The 26,109-nt window shown below is 61.7% G+C and carries 18 protein-coding genes and 1 tRNA gene; 14 read left to right on the forward strand and 5 right to left on the reverse strand.

Features of this window, described 5'->3' with window-relative positions:
- Nucleotides 1-31 precede the first annotated feature (31 nt).
- Nucleotides 32-1,612 (reverse strand): sodium/proline symporter PutP, encoded by a 1,581-nt coding sequence (gene putP / locus ACKFRT_RS01105; RefSeq protein WP_296215212.1) that lies wholly within the window; start codon nt 1,610-1,612, stop codon nt 32-34.
- Nucleotides 1,613-2,067: 455 nt separating this feature from the next.
- Here putP and ACKFRT_RS01110 point away from each other — a divergent pair, with 455 nt between their 5' ends.
- The 4 genes from ACKFRT_RS01110 to ACKFRT_RS01125 are packed head-to-tail and all read left to right on the forward strand — an operon-like array spanning nt 2,068 to nt 9,972.
- Nucleotides 2,068-4,896 (forward strand): DEAD/DEAH box helicase, encoded by a 2,829-nt coding sequence (locus tag ACKFRT_RS01110; RefSeq protein ID WP_408925449.1) that lies wholly within the window; start codon nt 2,068-2,070, stop codon nt 4,894-4,896.
- Nucleotides 4,889-5,920, forward strand: a complete 1,032-nt coding sequence (locus tag ACKFRT_RS01115; RefSeq protein WP_408925450.1) for an SWIM zinc finger family protein — start codon at nt 4,889-4,891, stop codon at nt 5,918-5,920. The genes ACKFRT_RS01110 and ACKFRT_RS01115 overlap by 8 nt, the downstream gene beginning before the upstream one ends.
- A 7-nt stretch (nt 5,921-5,927) precedes the next feature.
- Nucleotides 5,928-7,205: an exonuclease SbcCD subunit D gene (locus ACKFRT_RS01120; RefSeq protein ID WP_408925451.1), complete on the forward strand. Its 1,278-nt coding sequence runs from the start codon at nt 5,928-5,930 to the stop codon at nt 7,203-7,205.
- Nucleotides 7,206-7,221: 16 nt separating this feature from the next.
- Nucleotides 7,222-9,972 (forward strand): AAA family ATPase, encoded by a 2,751-nt coding sequence (locus ACKFRT_RS01125; protein ID WP_408925452.1) that lies wholly within the window; start codon nt 7,222-7,224, stop codon nt 9,970-9,972.
- 6 nt (nt 9,973-9,978) lie between these two features.
- Here the strand turns inward: ACKFRT_RS01125 and ACKFRT_RS01130 are convergent, their stop codons facing one another.
- On the reverse strand, nt 9,979-10,500 hold the full coding sequence (locus ACKFRT_RS01130; RefSeq protein ID WP_408925453.1) for a hypothetical protein: 522 nt from the start codon (nt 10,498-10,500) through the stop codon (nt 9,979-9,981).
- Between the two features lie 306 nt (nt 10,501-10,806).
- Nucleotides 10,807-10,879: transfer RNA gene (locus tag ACKFRT_RS01135), tRNA-Arg, on the reverse strand.
- A gap of 127 nt (nt 10,880-11,006) precedes the next feature.
- Between ACKFRT_RS01135 and argS the strand changes: the two genes are divergently transcribed.
- From argS to thrB, 5 genes are all read left to right on the forward strand, one after another.
- Complete coding sequence (gene argS / locus ACKFRT_RS01140) at nt 11,007-12,677, forward strand: arginine--tRNA ligase (RefSeq protein WP_408925454.1); 1,671 nt, start codon at nt 11,007-11,009, stop codon at nt 12,675-12,677.
- A 68-nt stretch (nt 12,678-12,745) separates the two neighbouring features.
- A complete protein-coding gene (lysA, locus tag ACKFRT_RS01145; RefSeq protein ID WP_408925455.1) occupies nt 12,746-14,197 on the forward strand; it encodes a diaminopimelate decarboxylase in 1,452 nt (483 codons plus the stop codon).
- A gap of 125 nt (nt 14,198-14,322) precedes the next feature.
- Nucleotides 14,323-15,648 carry a homoserine dehydrogenase gene (locus ACKFRT_RS01150; protein ID WP_296215197.1) on the forward strand — a complete coding sequence of 442 codons (1,326 nt, stop codon included), beginning with the start codon at nt 14,323-14,325 and terminating at the stop codon, nt 15,646-15,648.
- 126 nt (nt 15,649-15,774) lie between these two features.
- A complete protein-coding gene (gene thrC, locus ACKFRT_RS01155; protein ID WP_408925456.1) occupies nt 15,775-16,848 on the forward strand; it encodes a threonine synthase in 1,074 nt (357 codons plus the stop codon).
- Nucleotides 16,848-17,774, forward strand: coding sequence for a homoserine kinase (gene thrB / locus ACKFRT_RS01160; RefSeq protein WP_408925457.1), 927 nt, complete (start codon nt 16,848-16,850; stop codon nt 17,772-17,774). The genes thrC and thrB overlap by 1 nt, the downstream gene beginning before the upstream one ends.
- On the opposite strand, the gene ACKFRT_RS01165 is transcribed toward thrB, so the two are convergent.
- Nucleotides 17,764-18,444 carry a DedA family protein gene (locus ACKFRT_RS01165; protein WP_408925458.1) on the reverse strand — a complete coding sequence of 227 codons (681 nt, stop codon included), beginning with the start codon at nt 18,442-18,444 and terminating at the stop codon, nt 17,764-17,766. The two genes, thrB and ACKFRT_RS01165, sit on opposite strands and share 11 nt — an antisense overlap.
- Before the next feature lie 81 nt (nt 18,445-18,525).
- Complete coding sequence (locus ACKFRT_RS01170) at nt 18,526-20,187, reverse strand: long-chain fatty-acid--CoA ligase (protein WP_408925459.1); 1,662 nt, start codon at nt 20,185-20,187, stop codon at nt 18,526-18,528.
- A 289-nt stretch (nt 20,188-20,476) separates the two neighbouring features.
- Here ACKFRT_RS01170 and rho point away from each other — a divergent pair, with 289 nt between their 5' ends.
- The 5 genes from rho to ACKFRT_RS01195 are packed head-to-tail and all read left to right on the forward strand — an operon-like array spanning nt 20,477 to nt 26,109.
- Nucleotides 20,477-22,213 carry a transcription termination factor Rho gene (rho, locus tag ACKFRT_RS01175; protein ID WP_408925460.1) on the forward strand — a complete coding sequence of 579 codons (1,737 nt, stop codon included), beginning with the start codon at nt 20,477-20,479 and terminating at the stop codon, nt 22,211-22,213.
- A gap of 3 nt (nt 22,214-22,216) precedes the next feature.
- Nucleotides 22,217-23,293 (forward strand): peptide chain release factor 1, encoded by a 1,077-nt coding sequence (gene prfA, locus ACKFRT_RS01180; protein WP_408925461.1) that lies wholly within the window; start codon nt 22,217-22,219, stop codon nt 23,291-23,293.
- A gap of 35 nt (nt 23,294-23,328) precedes the next feature.
- Entirely contained in the window at nt 23,329-24,222 is an 894-nt protein-coding gene (locus ACKFRT_RS01185) for a N5-glutamine methyltransferase family protein (protein WP_408925462.1), read from the forward strand.
- A 55-nt stretch (nt 24,223-24,277) separates the two neighbouring features.
- Nucleotides 24,278-24,937 (forward strand): L-threonylcarbamoyladenylate synthase, encoded by a 660-nt coding sequence (locus tag ACKFRT_RS01190; RefSeq protein ID WP_408925463.1) that lies wholly within the window; start codon nt 24,278-24,280, stop codon nt 24,935-24,937.
- The gene (locus ACKFRT_RS01195) at nt 24,937-26,109 is read left to right on the forward strand and encodes an MraY family glycosyltransferase (protein WP_408925464.1); all 1,173 of its coding nucleotides are present in this window, start codon (nt 24,937-24,939) and stop codon (nt 26,107-26,109) included. The genes ACKFRT_RS01190 and ACKFRT_RS01195 overlap by 1 nt, the downstream gene beginning before the upstream one ends.

Genomic DNA, 26,109 nt, shown 5'->3' on the forward strand with positions numbered 1-26,109 from the left:
GCGCTAGAAAAGTTCGCGCGAGGTTAGGCGGCTACTTGGCGGTTACCTCTGCGGCTTCCTCGAAGTCGATGTCCTTCTTGATAGCGACCTTGGACAGCTTGGCTGCCTCGTCGAAGGTGTCGGTGATGGCCTTGGACGGCTCCTTGGTCAGCAGGGTCACCGCGACCATCACGATGATGTTCAGGGCGACACCCGGGATCATCTCGTACAGACCGAACGGCTTGTCAATAACACCGAACTGTGGCAGGCCACCCCAGATGAAGGCGACGATTGCACCGGTGACCAGGCCAGCGGCTGCGCCCGCAGCGTTGAGACGACGCCAGAACAGTGCACCCAGAATGACTGGGCCGAAGGACGCACCGAAGCCGGCCCAGGCGAACTCGACGAGACCCAGAATTCCGGAGTCCGGGTTCAGTGCAATCAATGCAGCCAGCACGGCCACAACCAGAACGGCGATGCGGGAGAGGTTCTTCAGGGACTGGTCAGAGGCGTTCTTGTTGATGAGGCCGTTGTAGATGTCCTCGATCAGCGCGGAGGAAACCACCAGCAGCTGGGAGGAAATCGTGGACATGATTGCGGCCAGAACGGCGGTGAGGATCAGACCGGCGATCAGCGGGTGGAACAGGATGCGACCCATGTCCAGGAAGATGGTCTCGAAGTTGTCCTGGTCAGTGATGGCGATGGAGGGGTCCATGCCGAAGAAAGCCGGACCGATGATGGCGACCATGACGGTGCCGATCAGGCAGAGGAACATCCAGCCAACGCCGTAGCGCATACCTGCGCGGGCATCGGACGGGCCGCGCAGTGCCATGAAGCGCACGATGATGTGCGGCTGGCCAAAGTAGCCCAGACCCCAGGCTAGGTTGGAGATAATGGTGACGAAGGAGACCCCGGTGAACAGAGAGAACCAGTCCGGGTTCGGTTCGATGGTGTCGAGACCGTAGGTGTTCTCCAGCTGGTAGGTCCAGATCGCACCCGGATCGTCCATGTGCAGCAGTGCCATGACAGGCACCAGCAGCAGGGAGATGAACATGATGCAGCCCTGGACGGTGTCGGTGAAGGATACGGCTAGGAAGCCACCGATGAAGGTGTAGCCCACGGTGACGGCGGCGATGATGATCATGCCGGTCAGGTAGTCACCTTCGAAGGTGGACTCGAAGTAGCGGCCACCCGCGACCATGCCGGAGGACACGTAGAAGGTGAAGAACACCAGAATGATGATGCCGGCGGCGATGCGCAGGAAGTGGCTGCGATCGTTGAAGCGATTCTCCAGGAAGGAGGGGATTGTGATCGAGTTGTTCGCCACCTCCGTGTAGGAACGCAGGCGGGGTGCCGTGACCAGCCAGTTCACCGCAGCGCCGATGAGAAGGCCGATGGCCATCCACATCTCGGAGAATCCGAGCATGTACAGCGCGCCGGGTAGACCCATGAGGAGCCAGCCGGACATATCGGAGGCGCCGGCAGACAAGGCGGCAACGAAGGGGTGCAGGTTACGGCCGCCGAGCATGTAGTCCTCATACTCGTCGGTCTGGTTGAAACTATAAAGTCCAATCAGCAGCATGACGATCAGATAGATCACCATGGCTATGACAAACCATGTTTGGTCAGCCACGAACAGTCATCTCCTCAAGTTGAATGTATAAGTTCTATACGTCAGCTTTCGGGCTCTCTGTGCTCCGAAGTGTAGAAGGCGCGCGCATGTGTGACGCGCACAACTCGACTTCCACGTTAGCGAACGTAGTCGCGCTTCGAGGGGTGTCGGGCGTACGTGGTAAAACTTCCAGCATGGGATTCACGCATCAGATGCACGTAGTTGCACCGACGTCGGGTGGGTTGTGGTTGTGGGTGGAGCGGGTCGCGGGACACGGGGTGGTGCTCGATATCGATGAGCTAGAAACGGGGGATCTACCAGCGGTTTGTATGGACATTCTGGGGTCGCGCCCCTGGCGCAATAGGGGCGGGATCTGGCTTGCGACGCCACGGGGAAGAGTGAAGGAATTACCGGTGCCTGCGGTGGCTTTGACGCCCGAGGAATCCGTTGCACTTATGGGGGCATTATGTGAGTATGTGCATAAAAGTACCAGTAATGAAGCCCCGGATAAGCGCGAGCTAATCGATGGGTTCGCCCCGGAGCTCAAATTTCTTATGAACCTTTGTGTGTTCGTTGAAGAGGCAGTGTTGGCCGGGCGTGTGATGCTGCGCATGGAACGCGTGGACGATCAGTGGTTCCCGCGTTGGACACTGTCGCCGGCTGGCGATCACATGCGCGTGCTGCAGCAGTTCCACGAGCGTGTGCCCGGGGTGCTCACGCGCAACGGCGGCGAGGATGTGGTGGAGCGGCTAGCGGACGAGTTCGCTCACTGGATTGCCGTGGCGCACCTGCGTGATAAGCCGATGGAGTTTACGTCGGACTTCGTGCGAGCCTTGGCCACGGGGACGGCGACCCGGCGGGGAGGGGCAAGCACTGTGGCCAGCCTGGGGCAGTGGCGGCGGGAGGCCGAGGCGGAAGCTGGGCAGCTGGTGTTTTTGCTGTCCGCGCCGTCCGAGGTGGAAGAGCCATATGAGGGCGACACAGAAGAAGGCGAGGGACCCACGCCGACCTGGTGGCTGCAGATAGCCCATTCGGTAAACGGTAGGCCTGCCGAGCAGATTAACCCTGCCACCATGGATGAAGAGCTAAAGGTACGGGTGATCTCCAGCCTCAAGCGAGCCGGAACTGTGTGGCCGGCCTTTGAACCGCATCTGCGCGGCCTACTGACGTGGCTCAACATGGGTACGAATTCGCAGGCGCGGGGCTGGTGGCGCACGGAAGAACTGCCGAGCGAACAGCCGACCTTGGGAACGAGCTTGACCCTGTCCGAGCTGGCGAGCTTCCTGGAACACGGAGCAACCGCGCTGCGTGAGGCCGGGTTTGGGGTAATGATCCCGCGCGGGTGGGGCAAGGTGCGCCCGCGGGTGAAAGCGATTGCCACGCCGGTCGGGCAGGGGCCGGGCGCGGGCAAGCTGGGCATGGATCAGCTGCTGAACTTCTCGTGGGAGGTTAGCGTTCGCGGCGCCGACCGTGCGGACGGTGCCGGCGGCGCGGGCGAGAACCTCGACGAGGCAACGCGCCAGGAGCTCCTGAACGCGGCCGAGGCGATCGTGCGCATCAATGGCGAGTATGTATTCCTGGACCAGGAGACCCTCTCGACAGCGCGCAAGTGGTTTGCACAGGTGACGAAAGAACAGGACAAGCCGGTTGGGGAGGCCACGGTCAGCGTGCGCGACATCCTGGAAGCCGACCTGCTGAGCGCTGCCGAGACGGTAGATGCCGACCACGAATTCCGCCTGGAAGCCGACGGGTGGGTGGCACGGCTGCTGGACGGCGAAGCACAGCTGAAACCGCCCGAAGCTGTGGAGATACCCGCTACGGTGCAGACCACGCTGCGTGACCATCAGCGGCGGGGTGTGAGCTGGCTGGCCTGGAGGCACCGCCACCGCATCGGCGCGATCCTGGCCGACGACATGGGGTTGGGGAAGACGCTGCAGGTTCTGGCGCTGGTTGCCTGGGAACGTGAGGTTGACGACTGTGAAGGACCCACCTTGGTCGTTGCGCCTACCTCCGTTGTGGAAGCCTGGCGCGCTGAGGCCGCGTTGCACGTGCCAAGCCTGGAGGTCTTGGTCGATCACGGCTCCGGGTTGTTGGATGACAAGGAATTTAGTGACGCCACATCCCAGGGGCTAGAGGGGCGAATAAAGCGCCCGGATGTGGTGGTAACAACCTATGGGCGAGTGGCGCGCAATACCACCCGTTACCAGCAGATTCAGTGGGGTCGGGTGGTTGCCGACGAAGCACAGGCGATTAAGAACCCGGCGACGCAGCAGTCCCGCGCAGTACGCAGCCTGCCGGCCGCGACGCGCATTGCGCTTACTGGCACGCCGGTGGAGAACCGGTTGAGTGACTTGTACGCGATCATGGATTTCGCCAACCCCGGAATCTTTGGTTCCGCCGCAGCGTTCCAGAATCGCCTTGCTATCCCTATCGAGCGCTACGGGGACGAGGAAGCCAAGCGCAGGCTGCGTGGACTGGTGCAGCCGTTCATTCTGCGCAGGCTGAAAGACGATGCGGCAATTGGCCTGGATCTGCCAGAGAAGAAGGACATCGTGGAGCGGGTGCCGCTTTCAAGTGAGCAGGCAGCACTGTATGAGTCCTTCGTTAAGGATATGGAGATGCGCCTGCAACTACCCGGCGGCAAACGGCGCGCGAGTATTCTGGGGGCGCTGGTGAAGATTAAACAGATCTGCAACCACCCGGCGCATTACGCGGGCGACGGATCGGGGATTCTGGCCGAGGGCGAACATCGATCGGTGAAGATCGAGCGCATCTTTGAAATCACCGAAAATGCCCTGGAAGAAGGCAAAAAGGTGCTGATGTTTACGCAGTTCCCGACGTTTGGAAAGATGTTAGCGCCAGAGCTGGAGGCCACCTTCGGTGTGGAGGTGCCCGTGCTGCACGGTGGGGTGTCGCGTACCCAGCGAACCCAGATGGTCCGCGATTTTCAGAGTCCGGATGGTCCGCCGATTATGATCCTCTCAGTGCGGGCAGGCGGCACCGGCATCACCCTGACGGAGGCCTCGGTGGTGATCCACATCGACCGTTGGTGGAACCCGGCGGTGGAGGACCAGGCCACGGACCGGGCGTATCGCATTGGCCAGAATAAGTCCGTCGAAGTTTATAAGCTGGTGGTACAAGGCACCATCGATGAGAGAATTCACGACATCATCATGAGCAAGCGTGAGCTGGCGGGCGACATTGTTGGTGCCGGCGAGGGGTGGATCGCCAACCTCGACGATGCGGAGTTGCGCGAGCTGCTGCAGCTGCGCGAGTCTGCCCAGTTGGAGGAAAACGATGGTTAGCAAGCAACCAAGGAAGCGTTCGCGCACGGATGCGACCTGGGGCGATAACGTTGTGCTCGCTGATTTTGGGGCGAGGCGACGCCAAGAGACCAACCGCCTGCGGGATCAACACGGCACGCACATCAGGGGCGAGGATAGCTGGGCTAGTTCGCAATTGATGGAGGCGGTATCTAAGGCCACGGACTCGGGGCGCTTGGCGCGAGGCCGAGAGTACTTCCGGGGCGGCAAGGTGTTGAGTGTGGATTTCGCGAGAAACGTCGTTGCTGGCCTGATCCACGGCTCGCAGTTGGAGCCGTTCGAAACCTCCATCCATCTGCGCGCGCTCACCGATCGACAGCAGGACTTTGTGTACCACGAGATGCTGTCCGATAGTTCGCACATCCGCTCCATCCTGAGAGGCGGCGCGCCGGGCATGGAAGTAGCTTCGGTGTTGCTACACCCCGGGCACGTCAATCGGGTCAGCTGCACGTGTCCGGACAAAGCTGCGATCTGCAAGCACGTGGTGGCGTTGGCCTACTCGGCGGCGGAGAGGTTGGACAAGGATCCCGGCATTTTGCTGAGGTGGCGGGGGCTGAATGCGCAGGAGCTGCTGCGCCCGGTGCAGGGCTGGGGTAATGGGGGCGTAGGGGCGCCCCCAGTTAAGGGGTCTCGAGCATCCGGTGGTGTGCCGGAACAGGCTTCGCAACCAGAGCAGGTGGATTCGGAAGAGTTCTGGGGCACGTCGGCGGAACCGGTGCAGTGGCATCCGCTGAGTTGGGAATCCGGCTTGGAGCAGGGCGACCAGCAGGCGCTCAAGGAGGCTATGCGTTCGGTGGCATGGCACGCAGTGGATCAGTTAAAAGCCACACATGAACTGGAGGTTTGCTACGAAACCCTAGAGGATTCCGCGCCTTTGTTCTATTTCAAAGATGGGTTGTCCGAGGCACCTGATAGAACTACGGGCGAGGCAAGGGACAGGGCGAGCAATCGTTCGGGCGACAATGCAAGTGGCGAGATGAACAGTGAGAGCGGAAAGAACGAGTAGGGCAGACATGACACAACCATTGGCGGCACCGTCCGCGCACCGTGCGCGGATCGTGCACACATCAGACTGGCAACTGGGGATGAGGCGGCGTTTCCTCAGCGCAGAAGCGCAATCGCGCTTCGATGAATCGCGGCTGGAAGCGGTCGAAGCGCTGCTGGAACTGGCGCAGGAGAGGGAATGCGACGCAATAGTCGTGGCGGGTGACGTTTTTGACGATAACCTGCTGAAGCCAGAAATCTACGGGCGTGCGATGGACGTGCTGAAGCGTTCGACTGTGCCGGTGTTCCTACTACCCGGAAACCACGATCCGCTGGATGCGGCGAGCGTGTACCACCGGGAGGAGTTCGATGAACTGGATAACGTTTACGTGCTGAAGAATTCCGAACCGGTGGCGGTGCCAAACTCGGGCGGCGCCAGCGTGGATGGTGCGAGCGGTGCTGCCTTGGAAATTGTGGGGGCACCATTGCGCGGGAAGTCAGCAGATGAGGATCTGGTGGCAGCTGCGCTGAGCGGTCTGAGCCAGGTGAAGGGTGCCGGCATCCGTGTAATGGTCGGCCACGGAGCGGTGAACTCCTTCGGTGAGAGGGACGATTTCGACCGCATCGACGTGGCTAACGCAGCCCGGGCGTGCCAGGAGCGCAAGGTGGATTATGTGGCGCTGGGCGATACGCACTCGGCCATCCCTCTAGACGCGGACAGTGCGCAGGCGCGAGTGTGGTATTCCGGAGCCCAGGAAGTCACGGACTTCATAGAAGAGGACGGGCGCGGCGAGGCGAACTCGGGCAATGTGCTGGTGGTGGACATTGGCGTGGACCCGGCACGCCCCGAGCAGCAGGCGCAGGTGCAGGTCGAAGAGGTGCCGGTCGGGCGTTGGGCATTCCAGGCGTTGAACGCGACGGTGAACTCGGCAGAGGATATCGACGAGTTCCTGGAGCGGCTCGAAGCTATCGAATCGAAGCGCACAACCGTTATCAAGTATGCGCTGCAGGGCACACTGTCCGTTCACGATGCCGCCTACCTAGACGAACAGGTTGCCAAGATTAGGCCGACCTTCGCGGCTTTATACGAGCGCGAACGGTTGATGGACTTGCACGTTATCCCTGACGAGGAAGAACTATCGGAGGGGTTGCTGAGCCAAGGTTTCATCGGCGAGGCCGCGCAGAAGCTTAAACAGCTGGCCGAAACCGAGAGTAAGGATCCACAGCAACTGCAGCAGGCGCAGCAGGCACAGGATGCGCTGCGTTTGTTGATGCGTCTGGCTCGCCATGCGGAGCAGGGAAAATAGGGGAGAGATGCAAGAAATGACTACTGCAACGAAAGCCAGCTTCGTGCTGGAAACTCTGGATGTAGAAAACTTTGCGGGTATCCAATCCGCCCACTTCGCGCCCAATGCAACGGGAGTGACCGTCGTCCACGGCAGCAACGAGGCTGGAAAATCCAGTCTGATGAATGCTTTCGGTCTGTTGCTTTCTGATTGGAAGGTAAAAAGTAAATCCAAGAAGGTAACCACCTTCTTTCCAGTGGGAAATGGTGCCAAGCCCAGGATCACGGCCCGTCTGCGCCTGGGAAAAAATCAGGTGGAGTACACCAAGGACTTCGAAAAGGAGAAGATCTACCTGGATGTGCTGCACCCTTCCGTGCAGAACTTCACCGGCGACCAGGCGATGCAAAAATTCAATGAGCTGTTGAACGAGAACATTGATGCGGCACTGCGTGAGGCGCTGTTCGTCAGTCAGGGCGAGCGCCTGGATGCCCTCGATTTCACAGCCATTCCCTCACTGTCCTCGGCTCTACGCACCGCTGATGAGGACGCCACCCTAAGTGTTGCCGGTGGCATCAGCGAAGGTGACCAGGGGGCTGCGGAGTTACTGGTCCGTCTGATCGACGATGAAGATACGAAACTGCGGGACCGCCGAGTTAACAGGAATTCCAAGGGAGAGCTGGCCACAGCCGAAACAGAACTAGCTCGTGCACGGGAATTCCTGGCGACCGCCGAGCTGGAATACAACAATGCTCAGGCAGCGATTAGCGAAATCGAATCCAAGCAGGTTCAGCGTGCGGATGCCGAAGACGATCTACCGGATGCGCAAAAAGAGTTCGACGAATGTAACGGGCGGTTAGAAGCTGCGAAGAAGATCGCGGAGGCTTTGAGCGCTTTGGAAAATGAGCTGGAACTGAAGCAGGACCAGGTCGGGCGGTGGAGGGAAGCCTCCGAGGTGCGGGAGAAACAGAAGATCACGCAAGGGGAGCTAGAGCAGTTGCTCAACACCGCGACGGAGGAGCTACGTGGCGTCCAGAAAAAGGCCGAGGAACAACAGGCCGAGCGGGACGAGGCAAAGATAGCCTACGACAATGCCCGCGCCGCGTACGTGCGTGCGGATAAGCGTGCCAAGCTGGCTACCGCGCTGAAAAACACGGCGGAAATCCAGGAGCGGCTGGAGTCCGCGACAGAGGAGCGGGATAGGGCAGTAGGGCTGGACACGAAGGTCGCGGAGTTGGCGCAGAAGGTGGATCGCAACCTGGCCACGCCCAAGGCGGAACAGCGTATCCGCGAGGCGATGACGGACCTGGATGCGCAGATAAAAATCCGCGATGCAGGCGCGACCTCCGTGCACATCGCAGGTCCAGCCGGCAGCACCATCGTTGACAACGGAATGGAAGGCACACTGGGGGAGCGCGGTCTGGAAAAGAAGGTCACCACCGAATGGACAGTTGGCCTGGGCGAATACGAGGTGCGAGTTACCCCTGCGCAGAATTCCAGCAACCTCGACCTGAATGTCGACGAGGCTCTTCACAAAGTCAATGCGGAGCTATCTGCGGTCGGGCGCGAGCGCGTAACACTCGAAAGCCCCCGTGCGGAGATTCTTGAAGAGTTTGGGCTGGCTGTGCGGGCGCGAAACGAGGATGAGGAAACCCTGCGCGACCAGCGGGCGAACCTCAAGGCAATCCTCGGTAAGCGCACGGTTTCCGACCTTAATGCACAGGTTGAAAGCCTCACTGTCGAAGTTGAAAGGCTGCGGGAAACCTGCAGTGCCTTGCGAAGCGACGCCAACGTGAAAGCTGGCGAAAAAGTCAACGAGGAAGAAGCTATCGCCACGATGGAGGCAGCTACTCGGGCTCGTGACGAAGCCTATGAACGACTGCTCACCCTGCAGAACAGCGACGCGATCGGGCGCAGGATCCAGCACGAGGCGAAGGTGGAAAACCTACAGCAACGGCTGGATGGGGCGGTGAAGGATCTGGAAGCAGCCCGCGAGCGCTATTCCGACGAAGACCTACATGCGAAGTGCACCCAGGCAACGAAGGCCGTGGATGTGGCGCGCGAAAAGCTGGATTCCAAGCGTCGGGAAGTAGGCGAGCTCGGCGACGTTGCAGACGTGCAGGCTAGCCTCGAGGGCGCCCGGAGTCGGGTGAACATGTTGAACCAGCAGATACAGGAATGTCGCGTGGATATTGCAGCCCTGAATGCCAAGCTCGGGCAGGCTCGCGGGTCCGCAGGAACGAAGGAACAGGCAGAGGCGGAAGTAGAGCGTCTGGAGGGCGTAGTCGCTAGGCTGCGTAGGCAAGCGAATGCCGCAGAGTTACTGCACCAGGTGGTTCAGGAATCTCGGAAGCGCATGCAAGAAAAGTACTCCGAGCCATACCGTAATGCTCTAAACAAGCTCTCCGGAATTGTCTTCGGCGGCGATGTTGATCTGGGTGTAGATGAGCGGTTCCAGGTTTCGAGCCGCGCTATTGGCAACGTGCGCTTGGATAAAGAGCAGCTCTCCGGCGGCGCTCAAGAGCAGGTGGAGATTCTGCAGCTGCTCGCCATCGCCCGCCTGGTGGGGCACGACGGCAGCGGGGTGCCGATCTTCCTTGACGACGTACTGGGATTCAGTGATACCGACAGGGCCAAGAGTATGAATAAGGTGCTTGGCGCGTTGGGGCGGGATAACCAGATCATAGTCCTGACCTGTGACAAAGATAGGTTCTCCCGGATCCCGGGCGTGGACTTCCAGAGCATCGACAGCGTAAAGAAGGCTGGAGCTACGGGGAGGGCTGCGACCTAAAATGACCTAGTAGTCGCTGTACTCGTCGTAGTCATACTGCGCGTCGTCGTAACCGTCGAGGTAGCCCTCGTAGTAAGAATCATCCGGCGCGGGGGCGGGCTCCGCCGGGCGGGCGGCCATCATCTTGTTGGCACACGTCAACGTCCATCCCGACGTTCCATCGGTAAAGAAAGTTGTGCCGGTCTCGTGCATCGAGGGATCCCCGCAAGAGGCGATCGTCTTATTCATGACGGACGGGTTCGCCTGCCCCGGGGCCTCAGTGTGGCCAATGACCACCTCACCGGTGGGATTCGATTGCTGTGCTCCGCCTGGGCTGGGGGTGGTGGAAGCTTTATCCTCTTCGGAGGCAGAAGGCTGGGAAGTTTCTGAATCCTCAGTCTCACTTCTCTCTGCAGTGGTTTCCGGGGAAGCGGTGACCGTGGTGGTGTGTCCGCTATTCGAATCGCTTTCATTGGTACTGCAACTACTCATGGCGATGGCGGAGCCGAGAGCTAGAGCAAAAATGCCTGCGCGACGCAATAGGCGCATTGGTTAATCTCCTTCGAGTAGGCCGTCGCAGAGGAAGCTTCAGAACCAGCACGATCCGCTCTTGACTTCGGCCCTTGGGGGTACGGGGGAATGACTTCGGCCCTTGGGGTACGGGGGAAGGGGACGAGGGAAGAGTCTAAGCAGAATCTAAGGTTCTTTTTAATGATACCCAGTGGGGTCATTAGAAAGCAGAGTTTCGCTTCGGCGCCGAGGGAGATTTCTTGGTGGCCGCTCTTCAGGCGACCGTGCGGGAAAAGTAAAAGTCCCGGAAACCACATCTGAAGCGATGTGCCGAGACCTCAAGCGTGCCCTCGGCGAGATTCGAACTCACGACCCCTGGTACCGGAAACCAGTGCTCTATCCCCTGAGCTACGAAGGCGTGTATCGGCGGTTCACTTAGTGTTCACGCCAATACGGGTTGAAAGTCTAGCACTGCACCGGGGCGGTAGTTTAATCACCTCCGTCACTGCATGGGGCGTCTGCCCTCACTGCTAGTGTTTAATGCTGTGACTCCTGCTGAATTGTCTGAACTGATTACCGAAACTGCCCGCACGACCTTGGATGCCCACGGCCTGGATTCCTCCGTAGTGCCAGAAACTGCCACCGTGGAACGCCCACGCAACCCGGAGCACGGCGACTACGCAACGAACATTGCCATGCAGGTCGCCAAGAAGGCCGGTACGAACCCGCGTGAGTTCGGTACCTGGCTGGCGGAATCCCTCGGCGCGCACGAGGACATCGACGAGGCCACCGTCGCAGGTCCGGGCTTCATTAACATCCGCCTGGCCGCCGCCGCGCAGGGCAAGATCGTGGAAGAGATCCTCGCCGCCGGCGCAGACTTCGGCCACGGCGATGAGTTCACCGGAACCGCCATCAACCTTGAATTCGTCTCTGCAAACCCAACTGGCCCCATCCACCTGGGTGGCACCCGCTGGGCCGCCGTGGGCGATGCACTGGGACGAGTGCTAACCGCCCGCGGCGCGAAAGTTACCCGCGAGTACTACTTCAACGACCACGGCGCACAGATCGACCGCTTTGCCCGCTCCCTGTTGGCCGCCGCGAAGGGTGAGCCCACCCCGGAAGACGGATACGGCGGCGACTACATTCAGGACATTGCCTCGCAGATCGTAGAGAAAAACCCCGACTGGCAGCAGCTCAGCGCAGAGGACGCACAAGAGCTATTCCGCTCCCAGGGTGTGGACCTGATGTTTGCCCACATCAAGCGCACCCTGGCGGAGTTCGGTACGGAGTTCGACGTGTACTTCCACGAAAACTCCCTGTTCGAGTCCGGTGCCGTCGAAGCGGCGATCCAGAAGATCAAGGACAACGGCAACCTTTACGAAGCCGACGGTGCCTGGTGGCTGCGCTCCACTAACTTCGGCGACGACAAAGACCGCGTGGTCATCAAGTCCGACGGCAACGCAGCCTACATCGCCGGTGATATCGCTTACGTGGCCGACAAGTTCGACCGTGGCCACAATCTATGCATCTACATGCTCGGCGCCGACCACCACGGTTACATCGCCCGCCTCCGCGCAGCAGCTGCAGCCATGGGATACGACCCGGAGCAGGTCGAGGTGCTCATCGGCCAGCTGGTAAACCTCGTCAAGGATGGCAAGGCAGTGCGTATGTCGAAGCGCGCTGGCACGGTCATCACCCTGGACGACCTTGTGGAGGCCATCGGCGTGGATGCCGCCCGCTACGCCATGATCCGCAGCTCCGTGGATTCCTCTCTGGACATCGACATGGATCTGTGGGCCTCCAAGTCCAACGACAACCCGGTGTTCTACGTCCAGTACGCACACGCTCGCTTGTGCTCCCTGGGACGCAAGGCAACGGATCTCGGCGTCACCCGTGAAGGCGCCGATCTAGCCCTATTAACGCACGATCGCGAGGGCGACCTGATCCGCACCCTGGGCGAGTTCCCAGCCGTGGTGAAGACTGCCGCCGAGCTGCGCGAGCCCCACCGTGTGGCTCGCTATGCCGAGGCCCTAGCTGGCACCTTCCACCGTTTCTACGATGCCTGCCAGATCCTGCCGAAGCCCAGCGATGATGAGCAGACTGTTGCCGAGAACAAGGCCCTGTTTGCCGCACGCCTGTCCCTGGCTGCCGCCGCTCGCCAGACCCTTGCCAATGCTCTCGAGCTATTGGGTGTAGCCGCCCCGGAGCGTATGTAGTTGCTATTTTCTTTGTGACGCCCACACGGTCCCCCTTCTATAAAAACTCACTCACCTAGGAGATTCCCTTGGATCCGGAGACTCATCTGAACTCCACGCCCTTGCGCCGCCGTACGGCAAACACGACGGAGTTCAACGCGATCCCCGCGCACGTCTACCCGCAGACCCTGCGCCGAGAGATAGCGGGGGAGCACCAGGGCGAGGTCACCATTGGAGGCGTGCCGATCACCGAGATCGCTGAAACCTTCGGCACCCCGGCCTTCGTGATGGACGAGGAAGACTTCCGTACCCGCTGCCGCCGCCTGGCCAAGGCCTTCGGTGGCGGAGCTTTCGTGCACTACGCATCCAAGGCTTTCCTGTCGAAGACGGTTGCCCGCTGGGTGATGGACGAGGGGCTATCCCTGGACGTTGCCTCCCTCGGCGAACTGCAGGTCGCCCTGGCCGCGGGATTCCCCGCCGACCGCATCACCGTGCATGGCAACAACAAGTCCCCGGAGTTCCTGCGCCTGGCAGTTTCCGAAGGCGCGGAGCTGATCGTCGTGGACTCGCTGCAGGAGATCGAGGCGCTGTCCGCCGTCGCCGGTGAGCTGGGGAAGTCCCAGGATGTGCTGGTGCGTGTGACCCCTGGCGTGCACGTCGATACCCACGAGTTCATCGCCACCAGCCACGAGGATCAAAAATTCGGATTCTCCCTGTCCTCCGGCGCTGCTCACCACGCAGCCATGGCGTGCCATACCGCCGACGGGGTGCGCCTGCGCGGTCTGCACTGCCACGTGGGTTCCCAGGTTTTCGAGGCCTCCGGCTTTGCCCTGGCAGCTGAGCGCCTGTTGGGGCTGTGGAAGCAGCTGTTGGATTCGATCGCCACGCTGACGGACGACAACGCTGTTGAATCGTCTCGCGGTGTTGATTCGGACGCCCCCACGGTGCTGGATACCCTCGATCTCGGCGGTGGCTACGGAATTGCCTACATGCCGGATCAAGAGGCTCTCGACGTGGAAGAGGTGGCGTCCGAACTCAAGAGTAAGGTGCGCAAGGCAGCGCAGTCGGCCGGAGTGCCCGAGCCGACGCTCAACGTCGAGCCGGGGCGCGCGATTGCCGGGCCGTCAATGATCACGCTGTACCGCGTGGGCACGGTGAAGGACGTCGAGGTGGCCGATGGCATGACGCGCCGCTACATTTCCGTCGACGGCGGCATGAGCGACAACATTCGCCCTGCGCTCTATCAGGCGGAATACGACTGCCGCGTGGCCAACCGCGAAGTCGCGGGGGAGTTGTTGCCGACGCGTATCGTGGGGTCCCACTGCGAGTCTGGCGACGTGCTGGTTAACGACGCGCTGGTGCCGGAGGATGTGCGCCCCGGAGACCTGTTGATTATTGGTGCGACGGGGGCTTACTGCTACGCGATGGCCTCCCGCTACAACATGATGACCCGCCCCCCGGTGGTGCGTGTGGCGGAGGGCGAGGCGCGGCTGATGATCCGCCGCGAAACCATCGACGACGTGCTCGCTTTAGAGGAGTAATCTCCCTCGTTGCAGGGCTAGGCAGGGGTAATGGACAGCTTTGTCTAGTCGCGCGGTAGATTGGTGCGATAACCTAAGAAAAATTACCTACGAAACCTCTCATCGAGACCTCACAAAGGAGCGACATGACCGAGCAGAAATTTAAGCCAGGCAAGGGAATTGGCCAGACCGTTGGTGTGGCTCTGCTGGGCATGGGCACCGTCGGCGCGGAGGTGCTGCGGCTGCTGGGGGAGCGTAGCGATGAGTTCGCGGCCCGCATCGGTGGACCGCTCGAGGTTCGCGGCATCGCCGTGAGTGACTTGTCGAAGCCCCGCCCGGGTGTAGACCCAGAGAAGCTAACCGACGACGCGCTCACCCTCGTAGCTCGCGACGACATTGATCTGGTGATTGAGGTCATCGGTGGAATCGACTACCCGCGCGAGGTGGTGCTGACTGCGCTGCGCGCCGGCAAGTCCGTCGTCACCGCCAACAAGGCCCTCATCGCTGCCCACGCCGATGAGCTGTCCGCCGCGGCCGACGAGTCCGGCGTGGATCTGTTCTTCGAAGCTGCCGTCGCCGCCGCTATCCCGGTGGTTGGTCCGCTGCGTCGCTCCCTGGCTGGCGACAAGGTCAACCAGGTGATGGGCATCGTCAACGGCACCACCAACTTCATCCTCGATGCAATGTACAGCCGTGGTGCCAGCTACGACGAGATGCTGGCGGAAGCCACCGAGCTGGGTTATGCGGAGGCCGACCCGTCTGCCGACGTCGATGGCTTCGATGCCGCCAGCAAGGCCGCCATTCTGGCTTCCCTGGCCTTCCACACCCGCGTGTCGGGTGAGGACGTGCACACTGAGGGCATTCGCGACATCACCGTCGCCGACATCGAAGCAGCTAAGGCCGCGAATTCCACCATTAAGCTGCTGGCCATCTGTGAGCGTCTGGTGGATGAGCAGGGCGGGGAGTCCGTCTCTGCCCGCGTGTACCCGGCTCTGATTCCGATCGCGCACCCACTGTCCAGCGTGTCCGAGTCTTACAACGCAGTTTTCGTTGAGGCCGAGTCTGCCGGTCGCCTGATGTTCTACGGCAACGGTGCGGGCGGCGGTCCGACCGCCTCCGCGGTACTGGGCGACGTTGTGGCTGTGGCGCGCAATATCGTGCTCGGCGGCCGCGGCCCAGGAGAGTCCACCTACGCCTCCCTGCCCATTGCCGCATTCGGCGACGTCCGCACCCGCTACCACGTAGACATGCAAGTGGATGATCGTCTGGGCGTGCTGGCCGAGGTAGCCTCCGTGTTCTCTGAGCAGGGTGTGTCGCTGAAGACTGTGCGTCAAGAAGGGTTGAACAACGGGGCGCGCCTCGTCGTCATCACCCACAGCGCGAAGGAGCAGGACCTGGAGGAGACCGTCGCAAAGCTGAAGAAGCTGGACGCGGTGAAGGCCATCGACTCCGTCATCCGCATGGAAGGCTAAGCGCCGACTTCCAGCACAGCGCCAAAAATGCCAAGGCATGCCTGCGCGTGCCTGTTTGGCACTACAGTGGCAGTAAAATAGAGCTTCTAAAAGTAGCAACAACAGGGAAGAAACGACAGGGAACTTATGACTGACAAGGTTCTGAACCACTGGACCGGCCTGATCAACATGTACCGCGACCGGATGCCGTTCGCGAAGGACTGGGAGCCGGTAACCCTCAACGAGGGCGGTACTCCGCTGCTGCGGGCGAACCACCTGTCGGAGCTCACCGGCTGCGAGGTCTACCTGAAGATCGAGGGCGCCAACCCGACCGGCTCCTTCAAAGACCGCGGCATGACCGTCGCCGTCACCGATGCGTACCACAAGGGCCAGAAGGTTCTGATGTGTGCCTCGACGGGTAACACCTCTGCTTCCGCCGCCGCCTACGCGGCCCGCGCTGGCCTGCAGTCCGCTGTGCTGATCCCGGAGGGCAAGATCGCTCAGGGCAAACTGGCCCAGGCTGTGATGCACGGCGCGCAGATCATCCAAGTTCGTGGCAACTTCGACGACTGTCTCGAATTGGTTCGCAAGACCACCACCGAGTTCCCGGAAATCGCACTGGTCAACTCTGTGAACCCGATGCGTATCGAGGGTCAGAAGACCGCCGCGTTCGAAATCGTGGATTGTCTTGGGGATGCCCCTGATGTTCACTTCCTTCCCGTTGGTAACGCGGGCAACATCACCGCATATTGGAAGGGCTACTGCGAGTACGCCGAAGATGGCGTTTCCACCCAGCGCCCCGTGATGAAGGGCGTGCAGGCGGCCGGAGCTGCACCGCTGGTGCAGGGCGAGCCCGTATTGGAGCCTGAGACGATTGCTACCGCGATCCGTATCGGTAACCCGGCATCCTGGCAACAGGCAGTGGCGGCCAAGGAGGAATCCGGCGGAGACTTCCGTGCGCAGACCGACGATCAGATTCTGGAGGCCTACCGCACCATCGCAGGCCGCGAGGGCATCTTCGTTGAGCCGGCCTCTGCGTCTTCTGTTGCCGGCCTGCTGGACGCGCACGCTAACGGTGAGCTGACCGCTGGCCAGCGCATCGTTTGTACCGTCACTGGCCACGGCCTCAAGGATCCGACGACCGCCCTGTCCCAGATGCCGAACCCCACCGTCACCGACGTGGATCCGCACGCGGTGGTCGACGCTCTGGGTCTGAAGTAATGGGCGTAGAGATCCCCGTAGGCCGCAAGGCCACCGTCAAGGTTCCCGCATCGACCGCGAATCTGGGGCCTGGCTTCGACACGCTAGGTTTGGCGCTCGGACTGTACGACTTCGTGACCGCCGAGGTTATCGAATCCGGCCTGGAGGTAGAGGTTTCCGGTGAAGGTGAGGGCGAGGTTCCGCTGGACGAGCGCCACCTCGTGGTTCGCGCGCTGCGAGCCGCGCTAAAAGAAGCCGATGTCACCGTCCCCGGGCTGCGCGTGAGCTGTACGAACTCCATCCCACAGTCCCGCGGCTTGGGTTCTTCGGCCGCCGCTGCCACAGCCGGCGTGGCTGCAGGCAATGCCTTGGCCGGGTTCACCTTGGACGAGAAGGCGCAGGTGCAGATCGCCTCCACCTTTGAGGGGCACCCCGACAACGCAGGCGCTTCCGTACTGGGCGCCGGTGTGGTCTCGTGGACGAACACTCCGATCGACGGTGTTTCTGCGCCGGACTACCATGCCCGCCGCATCGACGTACACCCGCAGATCCAGGCCACCGCGTTTATCCCGGACTTTCACGCATCCACAGAGGCTATCCGCCGCGTGCTGCCGTCCGATATTAGCCACCTGGATGCCCGCTTCAACGTCTCCCGCACCGCCGTGATGACCGTCGCGTTGCGCGACGATCCGGAGCTACTGTGGGAGGGTACTCGCGACCGCATGCACCAGACGTACCGCGCTGAAGTGCTGCCCGTCACCGCGGAGTGGGTAAACCGCCTGCGTAACCTGGGTTACCCTGCGTTCCTCTCGGGCGCTGGGCCGACCATCATGGTGCTCAGCACGGAGCCGGTGGATAGCGCACTGGTCGAGGAGGCACGGGGTCGGGGGATGAAGGTCCTGGAGCTGGACATCGCCGGCCCCGTCGAGGTGGACGTTACCGGCTAGGCAGTGGCCGTTCTGCGGCCGCTGTTTGCGGACGGCGGCGCTTCTGCCAGGCCGCCCACGCAGCCGGAACTACGGTGAACGCGACGATGCCGAGGAAGATGGCTTCGATGTTGTTACGCACAAACTCCACCCCGCCCAGCAGCGATCCCAGGTACACGATGCCGCTGGCCCACAGCGCGGCACCGATAATGTTGAAAGAGATGAACGTGCGGTAGTTCATGCCAGACATGCCCGCCACCAGCGGGGCATAGGTGCGCACGAAGGGCACGAAGCGTGCCAACACCATCGTGATGGCACCGTATTTGTCGAAGAACTCCTCGGAGCGGTGCAGGTGTTCCTGTTTGAAGAACCGTCCGTCTTTGCGTTCGCGCAGCTTGGGGTGGAAGCGGTGACCGATCCAGTAACCCACCTGATCGCCCAGAATCGCCGCGATCGGGGCTAACAGCAGCACCTGCCACAGTGGTGCAAAACCATCCGGCTGGCTGGCCAGCAATCCGGCGGTGAAGAGCATGGAATCGCCGGGCAGGAAAGGGAAGAATAGTCCCGATTCGATGAAGATAATCACCAGAATCGCGGGCAATACCGCCGCCCCGAATGGCCCGGAACTGGAAAGCAGCTGCACCGGGTCTAGCCACTCTGGCCCCAAGGCCATAACTGTTACATCGGTCATGCAGTGAAACGCTACTCTACATACCCTTGCAATAGTTGCAATAATTGCCGTTAGGCCGCGGTGAGTGTACCCCCAAGGCCCTTAGATCGTGATGATGTCGAACTTCCCCTCGCGGAAGTACTGGCGCAGGTCCTTTTTGTCGAACTTATCCACGCTGGTCTTATCGATGTGCTCGACGAAGGTCCAGTTTTCCGGCACCATCCACCCCGGCACGCGCTTGCGCAGGTCAGCTGCCAGAGCCTGGGCGGTTTCTGTAGTCCATGGTGTGCCATCGGCTACCACGATGACCGCTAGCGGGCGCTGCCCCCACTTCTCAGAGGGGATGCCGATGACCGCGGCCTCGATCACCACGTCGGGTTCCAGCAGGTAGTTCTCCAAGGCAGCGGAGTAGATCCACTCGCCGCCGGAGCGGATGATATCCGCCTTTCGGTCGTGAATCGTTAGGTAGCCGTCCTTGTTGACCGTGGCGATGTCTCCGGTACGTAGCCAGCCGTCTTCGGTGAAGCGCGGGCTGTCGTCCTGGTAGTAGGAACCCGTCACGGTATTTCCGCGTACCTGCAGTTCACCCTCGTTGCGGTCGTTGGCCTCGAGCACGTTGTCGTTGTCATCTACGATGCGGTAGCGCATTCCCGCGTGGAAGCGCCCCTGACTTTCGCGGTATTTCGCGCGCGCTGCGCCGGCCACGCCCGCTGGTGGATGAGCGACGGTGCCCACGGGCCCGGTTTCCGTCATTCCCCAGGAGTGGATCACGTCCACACCAAAGCGCTCCTCCCACGCGTCGATCATGGCAGGGGAGACCTGTGAGCCGCCGACGTAAATCTCTTGCAGGCTCATCTTCTTTGGTTGGTGCTTGGCGTAGTGAACCAACAGGCCGGTCCACACGGCCGGCGATCCGTGAGCCTGGCGCGGCATGGCGTCTGCAATAACATGCGCAAGGTGCTCTGGGTCGGCGCTATGCCCGGTAAACACGATGGGCGCGCCCGCCATAAACGCGGCCAGGGGCACACCCCAACTCAGCACATGGTAGATCGGCACTCCGCACAGAAAGCTGGTGCCGTTGCGGATACTAAAGCTGTCGGCAGCGCGAAGCTGCATGGAGTGCAGCCACAGTGCGCGGTGGGAGTAGACCACGCCTTTCGGCTGGCCCTCTGTGCCCGTAGAGAAGCAGATCGCCGCCGGATCCGTCTCTTCTATATTTGGCCAGTCGTAGTCGGCGCTGCGCCCGTCGAGGGTAGCCTCCAGATTGAGCACGCGCAGGTGGCTTAACCCCTGCGCCTGGGCGAGCGAGTGCACCGCGGTGGTGTCGGTGAGGTTCGCCCCGATCACCAGCACAGCTTCGACACATGGGCAGTCGCTCAGCAGGGGAACGATCTGTTCGCTGCACATCGCGTCGATCACCAACACTTTCGGCGCCGCGGTGTTGATAATGTGCGTGATCTGCGAGTCCATGAGGTGCCGATTGATGGGGTTAAACACCGCGCCCATTGACGCCACAGAGAGCATAACCTCGAGGTGCTCGGTGCAGTTCGGTAGTACGGTTCCTACGCGGTCGCCCCGTCCAATGCCGAATTCATCGCGCAGCATATTGGCCATCGCGGCGGCGCGAATGCCGATGTGCAGGAAGCTAGTTTGCTCTGCGTTCTCGCCAAAATACGTGGTCACGGCGGTATTTCGGTGAACGCTGGCCCCGTATTCCAAAATCCTCGCAACGGAAAGTGGGATCTCCTGCATCGTCGACTTCATGCATTTCAGCCTAGCCGTTAGGTACAGGCTGCGCGTAAGGTGCTATTGTTACCTAAGGAAGCCGGATGCGAGGCTCGTTTTTCTTTTCTTTTTCTTTCTTTACGACGCCACCCCGCGCTACACCCGCCGCCAGTCACATCGTGGGACTTTAAGGTGGCAATCTTTCTAGAAGATTCCCGCAATCTTTGGGTTAAATTAAAAACTGTTGTCGAATACGCATGTCTGGCCGATTCTGGGGCTTCGCAGGCTCTTGAAGGATCGTTAGGGCGCTGGACGTGAAAGGACTTTTGTGAGCCTGTCCGATATTTTGGCTCGTGGCCAAGCCAATGGCCTCGCCTCGTTGAAGTTGCCGGAGCTGCGCCAGGTCGCAGCGGCGCAGGGGCTGAAGGGCACCTCTGGACTACGCAAAGGCGATCTGATCGCCGCCATTGAATCCGCTGGTAACGGTGGTAATAAGGGTAACGGTGGGGGAGCTGAGCGGAAACCTCAGCCAGCGCAGTCGCCGGAACCAAAGGAAGAGCCGGTTGCGGAGGCGCGGGAGGGGCGTCACCAAGAAAACAGCCACGAGGAAAACAGCCGCGAGAATAACCGGGCCAACCTAGAGCAGCGCGACGGCGACGACCGCGGTAATAACGGCCGTGGTGGTAACAACCGCGGTGATAACAATCAGGGCGATAACGACCGTGGCGACATTAACCGCGGCAACCGTCGCAACCGTCGCAATCGCCGTAACCGCCGCAACCGTGGCCGTGGGGATAATCGCGATAACAATCGCGACAATAACCGCAATAACGGTGGCAACAACAACGGGGACGGCAATAACACCGGCGATGGCAACAACCGCGACCAAAAGCCGGAAGAGCTGGCTCCCGTTGCGGGCATCCTCGACTTCGTCGATGCGAACACTGCCTTCATCCGCACCACCGGCTACCACGCGGGGCCGACCGACGTGTACGTTCCGATCAACACGGTGCGCAAGTACGGCATGCGCCACGGCGATGCCATCGTTGGCACCATCCGCCCGAAGAACAACAACAATAACGGCGGCGGCCGTGGGCGTAACCGCCAGAAGTACACGCCGATCTACCAGGTAGAGACTGTCAACGGGCTGACCCCGGAGCAGGCAGCAGCGCGCCCGAACTTCGCGAAGCTCACCCCGCTGTACCCGAACCAGCGACTGCGCCTGGAAACCGACCCGAAGACGCTGACTACTCGCGTAATCGACCTGATCATGCCGATCGGCAAGGGCCAGCGTGCGCTGATTGTCTCCCCGCCGAAGGCCGGTAAGACTACGATCCTGCAGGACATCGCCAATGCGATCTCCACCAACAACCCCGAGTGCTACCTGATGGTCGTGCTGGTCGATGAGCGCCCGGAGGAAGTGACCGACATGCAGCGCTCCGTCAACGGCGAGGTCATTGCCTCCACGTTCGACCGCCCGCCGGGGGAGCACACCAACGTGGCCGAACTTGCCGTCGAGCGCGCAAAGCGCCTGGTGGAGCAAGGTAAGGACGTTGTTCTGCTGCTGGATTCCATCACCCGACTGGGCCGTGCGTACAACAACTCCTCGCCGGCCTCTGGGCGCATCCTGTCCGGTGGTGTGGATTCCAACGCACTGTACCCGCCGAAGCGCTTCCTCGGTGCGGCCCGCAACATCGAAAATGGCGGCTCGCTGACGATCATCGCCACCGCCATGGTGGAGACCGGCTCGGCCGGCGACACGGTGATCTTCGAAGAGTTTAAGGGCACCGGCAACGCGGAGCTGAAGCTGGACCGCAAGATCTCCGAGCGCCGCGTGTTCCCGGCCGTGGACGTGAACCCGTCGGGCACCCGCAAGGACGAGCTGCTGCTGAGCCCGGAGGAAGCACGCATCATGCACAAGCTGCGTCGCATTCTGTCCGCGCTGGACCCGCAGGCGGCTATTGACCTGCTGATTAAGCAGCTGCGCAAGAACAAGACCAACCGCGAGTTCATGCTGCAGGTTGCTAGCTCCGCGCCCTTGGCGGGCGAGGACGAGGAGGATTAAACCATGAGCCAATCACCATCAGTCATCGACGACATCCTGTCCGAGTACCAGGGCCTGGAGATGCAGTTGGGGGACCCCGAGCTGCACAACGACCCGGCGGCCGCGCGTAAGGTCGGCAAGCGATTCTCTGAGCTGCAGCCAATCATTCAGACGCACCAGAAGCTCGAGCAGGCCCGCGAGGATCACGAGGCCGCGTCTGAGATGGCCTCCGAGGACAAGGAGTTCGCCGAGGAAGCCGAGCGTCTGGAGCAGGAAATCAGTGAGCTGGAAGAGCAGCTTACCGACCTGCTGGCTCCGCGCGACCCACACGACGGTGACGACATCGTCATGGAGATTAAGTCCGGCGCCGGCGGTGAAGAAGCTGCATTGTTTGCCGGCGAGCTGGCGCGCATGTACCAGCGCTACGCCGAGCGCCACGGCTTCAACACCGAAATTCTCGGCCTGAACGAGACCGACCTGGGCGGTGTGAAGGACATGACGCTGTCCATCCGCTCCAAGCAGCCGTCCCGCGACGGTGCCTGGTCCGAGTTCAAATTCGAAGGTGGCGTGCACCGCGTGCAGCGCATCCCCGTCACAGAGTCCCAGGGTCGCATCCAGACTTCCGCCGCAGGCGTGCTGGTGTACCCGGAGCCCGACGAGGTGGAGGACGTGCAGATCGACGACAAGGACATCCGCGTGGATGTCTACCGTTCCTCCGGTAAGGGCGGCCAGGGCGTGAACACCACGGACTCTGCCGTGCGCATTACGCACCTGCCGACGAACATCGTCGTAACCTGTCAGAAGGAGCGCTCCCAGATCCAGAACCGCGCCCGCGCGATGCAGGTGCTGGCTGCGCGACTGCAGCAGATGAAGGAAGAAGAGGCGGAAGCCGAGGCGGCCGAGGGCCGCGCTGCGCAGATCCGCACCATGGATCGCTCCGAGCGCATCCGCACCTACAACTTCCCGGAGTCTCGAGTATCCGATCACCGCATCGGCTACAAGGCCAACAACCTAGACGCCGTCCTGGGTGGCGACCTGGAAGCACTGTTCGCCGCACTGCAGGAAGCCGACCGCGCACGCCGCCTCGAGGCGGAAGACTAGCTTTTCGCAGCGCGGGCGCAGAAGCAGGATAGAACGTGGATATCAATCAGGCAGTCCGCGAGGCTACCACCACGCTGGCTGCAGCGGGCATCGATTCTGCCTCGGTCGAGGCACGCCTGTTGATGCGTTACCTGCTCGCGGAGCCAAGCGCAGGTGCACCCTCTGCACCGCCTGCTTCGCCCGAGCCCCGCACCGCCGTGACCCCTGGCACCCTTTTCCTGCGTGCCGACGACCCCGCCCCGTCCACCTACGCCGAGTGGGTGGCCCGCCGCGCCGCGCGCGAACCGCTACAACACATTGTTGGCTCCGCACCTTTTTGTGGCCTGGACCTTTTCGTGGAACCCGGCTGTTTCGTTCCGCGCCCCGAAACCGAACTGTTGGCCGACTGGGCCGCACGCTTTCTTACTGACTGCCCTTCGCCGCGCGTAGTCGATCTGTGCTGCGGGCCCGGCACGCTGGGGCTCGGGGTGGCCTTTCTTTACGACGCCCCCATTTCCCTGACCGGCATCGACATATCCGGCCCCGCACTCCGCCTGGCAGAGAAAAACGCAACACTGGTTCCGCAGGTTAATGCTGCCTTTACCCAGGCGGATCTGGCTGCCGACGATCCCGCGACGCCCACGCAACCGGCCGACGTGGTGGTGTGCAATCCGCCCTATGTGCCCGAATCCGCAGACGTCACACCCGAGGTGGCTGCCGACCCGCACGCAGCCGTGTTCTCCGGGGCAGACGGGCTGGAACTGATGCCACGGGTCCTGCAGTGGGCGGAGGCGCTGGGGCGCGCAGGAGGTGGCGTCGGAATAGAACACGACGACTCCAACGGTGCGCGGGTAGCAGGCATGATGCAGCAACGCGGCTGGCGAGACGTTACCCAACACCGCGACTTAGCTGGACGACCGCGCTTCGTCACCGCCCTGCTACCGCAGTAGTACCGGCGATGGGGTTAAGGTAGAGCACGTAATAAATAAGCAAGAAAGGCCAGCAATGTCGAGAACCGTAGACGCAACCGATCCGCAGAATCGCGAGGCCGCGCTGGATACAGCGGCGAACGCGGTGAAGGGCGGACGGTTGGTTGTGCTGCCAACCGATACGGTGTACGGCATCGGCTGCGACGCTTTCGACAACGAGGCAGTCGCCGCACTATTGCGAGCCAAGGGGCGCGGACCCGACATGCCCGTACCTGTGCTGGTGCCTAGCTGGACTACTATCGAGGGGCTTGTGCGCGAGTACACCTACAACATGCGCAAGCTGGTAGAGGCTTTCTGGCCGGGCGGGCTATCCATGGTCGTTCACCAGGCGCCTAGCCTGCCGTGGAACCTGGGTGATACCCGCGGCACTGTGATGCTGCGCATGCCGAACCAGCCGATCGCGCTGGAACTTCTGGAGCGCACCGGCCCCATGGCCGTCTCCAGCGCCAACATCTCCGGCCAGCCGCCGGCGACTAATGTGCAGATGGCAGAAGACCAGCTGGGAGCCGACGTTACGACGTACATCGATGGCGGGGAAGCGCATCACGGTGTGGCCTCCACGATCGTTGACCTTTCCTCCGGTCGCCCGCGCATTTTGCGCGAGGGTGCGGCTACCACCGAGCGCGTGGCTGAAGTACTGGGCATGAGCACCGCGGAGCTGCGGGGAGCCGTCTAATGCACGTTCTTGCCCAGCCGGCCATCGGCGCAGGAATACCCCTGCGCGAGTTGGTGCTGGTGCTCTTCGTCGCCTGCACGGTGACGTATCTGGTGACGGGCGTGGTGCGCTCGTTGATCTTGCGCTTCGGGCGAATGGCCGCACCGCGTGCGCGCGACGTGCACACGGTGCCTATGCCGCGCCTCGGCGGAGTGGCGATGTTCACCGGGCTGGTTGTGGCGGTCATTGTGGCGAACCAACTGCCCGCATTGACGCGCGGTTTTCCACCGGTGACACCCGATATGACGGCGGTGCTGATGGCCGCCTTTGTGATTGTGGTCGTGGGAGTAGTAGACGACCTCTACGACATTTCTTGGGTGCTGAAGCTCGGCGGACAGGTTGTGGGCGCCGTGGTCATGAGTCTCATGGGCTTGAGCTGGTACCTTTTCTATCTGCCTTTTGGCGAAGGCACCACGCTGATCCTGGACCAAGTCCAGTCCACGATCCTGACTGCGCTGCTGACCGTGACTATCGTGAATGCCATGAACTTCGTGGACGGCCTGGACGGGCTGGCCGCGGGTTTGGGGGCCATCGCGGCCGGAACGATCCTCATCTATTCGCTGACCATCCTGCACGATCAGGGCGGCACGGTGGCGGCCTATCCACCGGCGATTATCTCGGCAGCACTGGTGGGCATCTGCATCGGGTTTTTGCCTCACAACTTTTCGCCGGCGCGCATCTTTATGGGGGACAGCGGCGCGATGCTGATTGGCCTCCTGCTGTCCGCTGCCTGCACGTCTGCCTCCGGGCGTATTAACGCCGCACTATACGGCCCGGCGGACATCGTGGCGTTGATGTCGCCGATGATCGTGGTGGTGGCTGCGCTGTCCATCCCGTTGCTGGATCTGGTGATGGCGGTTGTCCGGCGCGTATCCAAGGGCAAGAGTCCGTTCTCGCCCGACAAGAAGCACCTGCACCATCGGCTGTTGCACTTCGGCCACAGCCAGAAGCGCGTGGTGTTGGTTTTGTACACCTGGGTTGGGGTAGTGGCCTTTGGGGCCGTGGGGCTGACGGTACTGCCGCTACACGTGATGGCAATCTCCTTCGGGTTGCTGGTGATAGTAGCCGTTTCGGTGACGGTGGTTCCGCTGTGGCGGGAGAATCGGAAGTCTCAACCGGCTCAGGTAAGCTAA

The sequence above is a fragment of the Corynebacterium jamesii genome, assembly GCF_046097395.1.
In the GTDB taxonomy this organism is placed as follows: domain Bacteria; phylum Actinomycetota; class Actinomycetes; order Mycobacteriales; family Mycobacteriaceae; genus Corynebacterium.

Coding starts and splice junctions, on each gene's coding strand:
- ACKFRT_RS01115 (WP_408925450.1), top strand. CDS start 4,889: ATGGTTAGCAAGCAACCAAGGAAGCGTTCGCGCACGGATGCGACCTGG.
- ACKFRT_RS01120 (WP_408925451.1), top strand. CDS start 5,928: ATGACACAACCATTGGCGGCACCGTCCGCGCACCGTGCGCGGATCGTG.
- ACKFRT_RS01125 (WP_408925452.1), top strand. CDS start 7,222: ATGACTACTGCAACGAAAGCCAGCTTCGTGCTGGAAACTCTGGATGTA.
- ACKFRT_RS01130 (WP_408925453.1), bottom strand. CDS start 10,500: ATGCGCCTATTGCGTCGCGCAGGCATTTTTGCTCTAGCTCTCGGCTCC.
- ACKFRT_RS01150 (WP_296215197.1), top strand. CDS start 14,323: ATGACCGAGCAGAAATTTAAGCCAGGCAAGGGAATTGGCCAGACCGTT.
- thrC (WP_408925456.1), top strand. CDS start 15,775: ATGACTGACAAGGTTCTGAACCACTGGACCGGCCTGATCAACATGTAC.
- thrB (WP_408925457.1), top strand. CDS start 16,848: ATGGGCGTAGAGATCCCCGTAGGCCGCAAGGCCACCGTCAAGGTTCCC.
- ACKFRT_RS01165 (WP_408925458.1), bottom strand. CDS start 18,444: ATGACCGATGTAACAGTTATGGCCTTGGGGCCAGAGTGGCTAGACCCG.
- ACKFRT_RS01170 (WP_408925459.1), bottom strand. CDS start 20,187: ATGAAGTCGACGATGCAGGAGATCCCACTTTCCGTTGCGAGGATTTTG.
- prfA (WP_408925461.1), top strand. CDS start 22,217: ATGAGCCAATCACCATCAGTCATCGACGACATCCTGTCCGAGTACCAG.
- ACKFRT_RS01190 (WP_408925463.1), top strand. CDS start 24,278: ATGTCGAGAACCGTAGACGCAACCGATCCGCAGAATCGCGAGGCCGCG.
- ACKFRT_RS01195 (WP_408925464.1), top strand. CDS start 24,937: ATGCACGTTCTTGCCCAGCCGGCCATCGGCGCAGGAATACCCCTGCGC.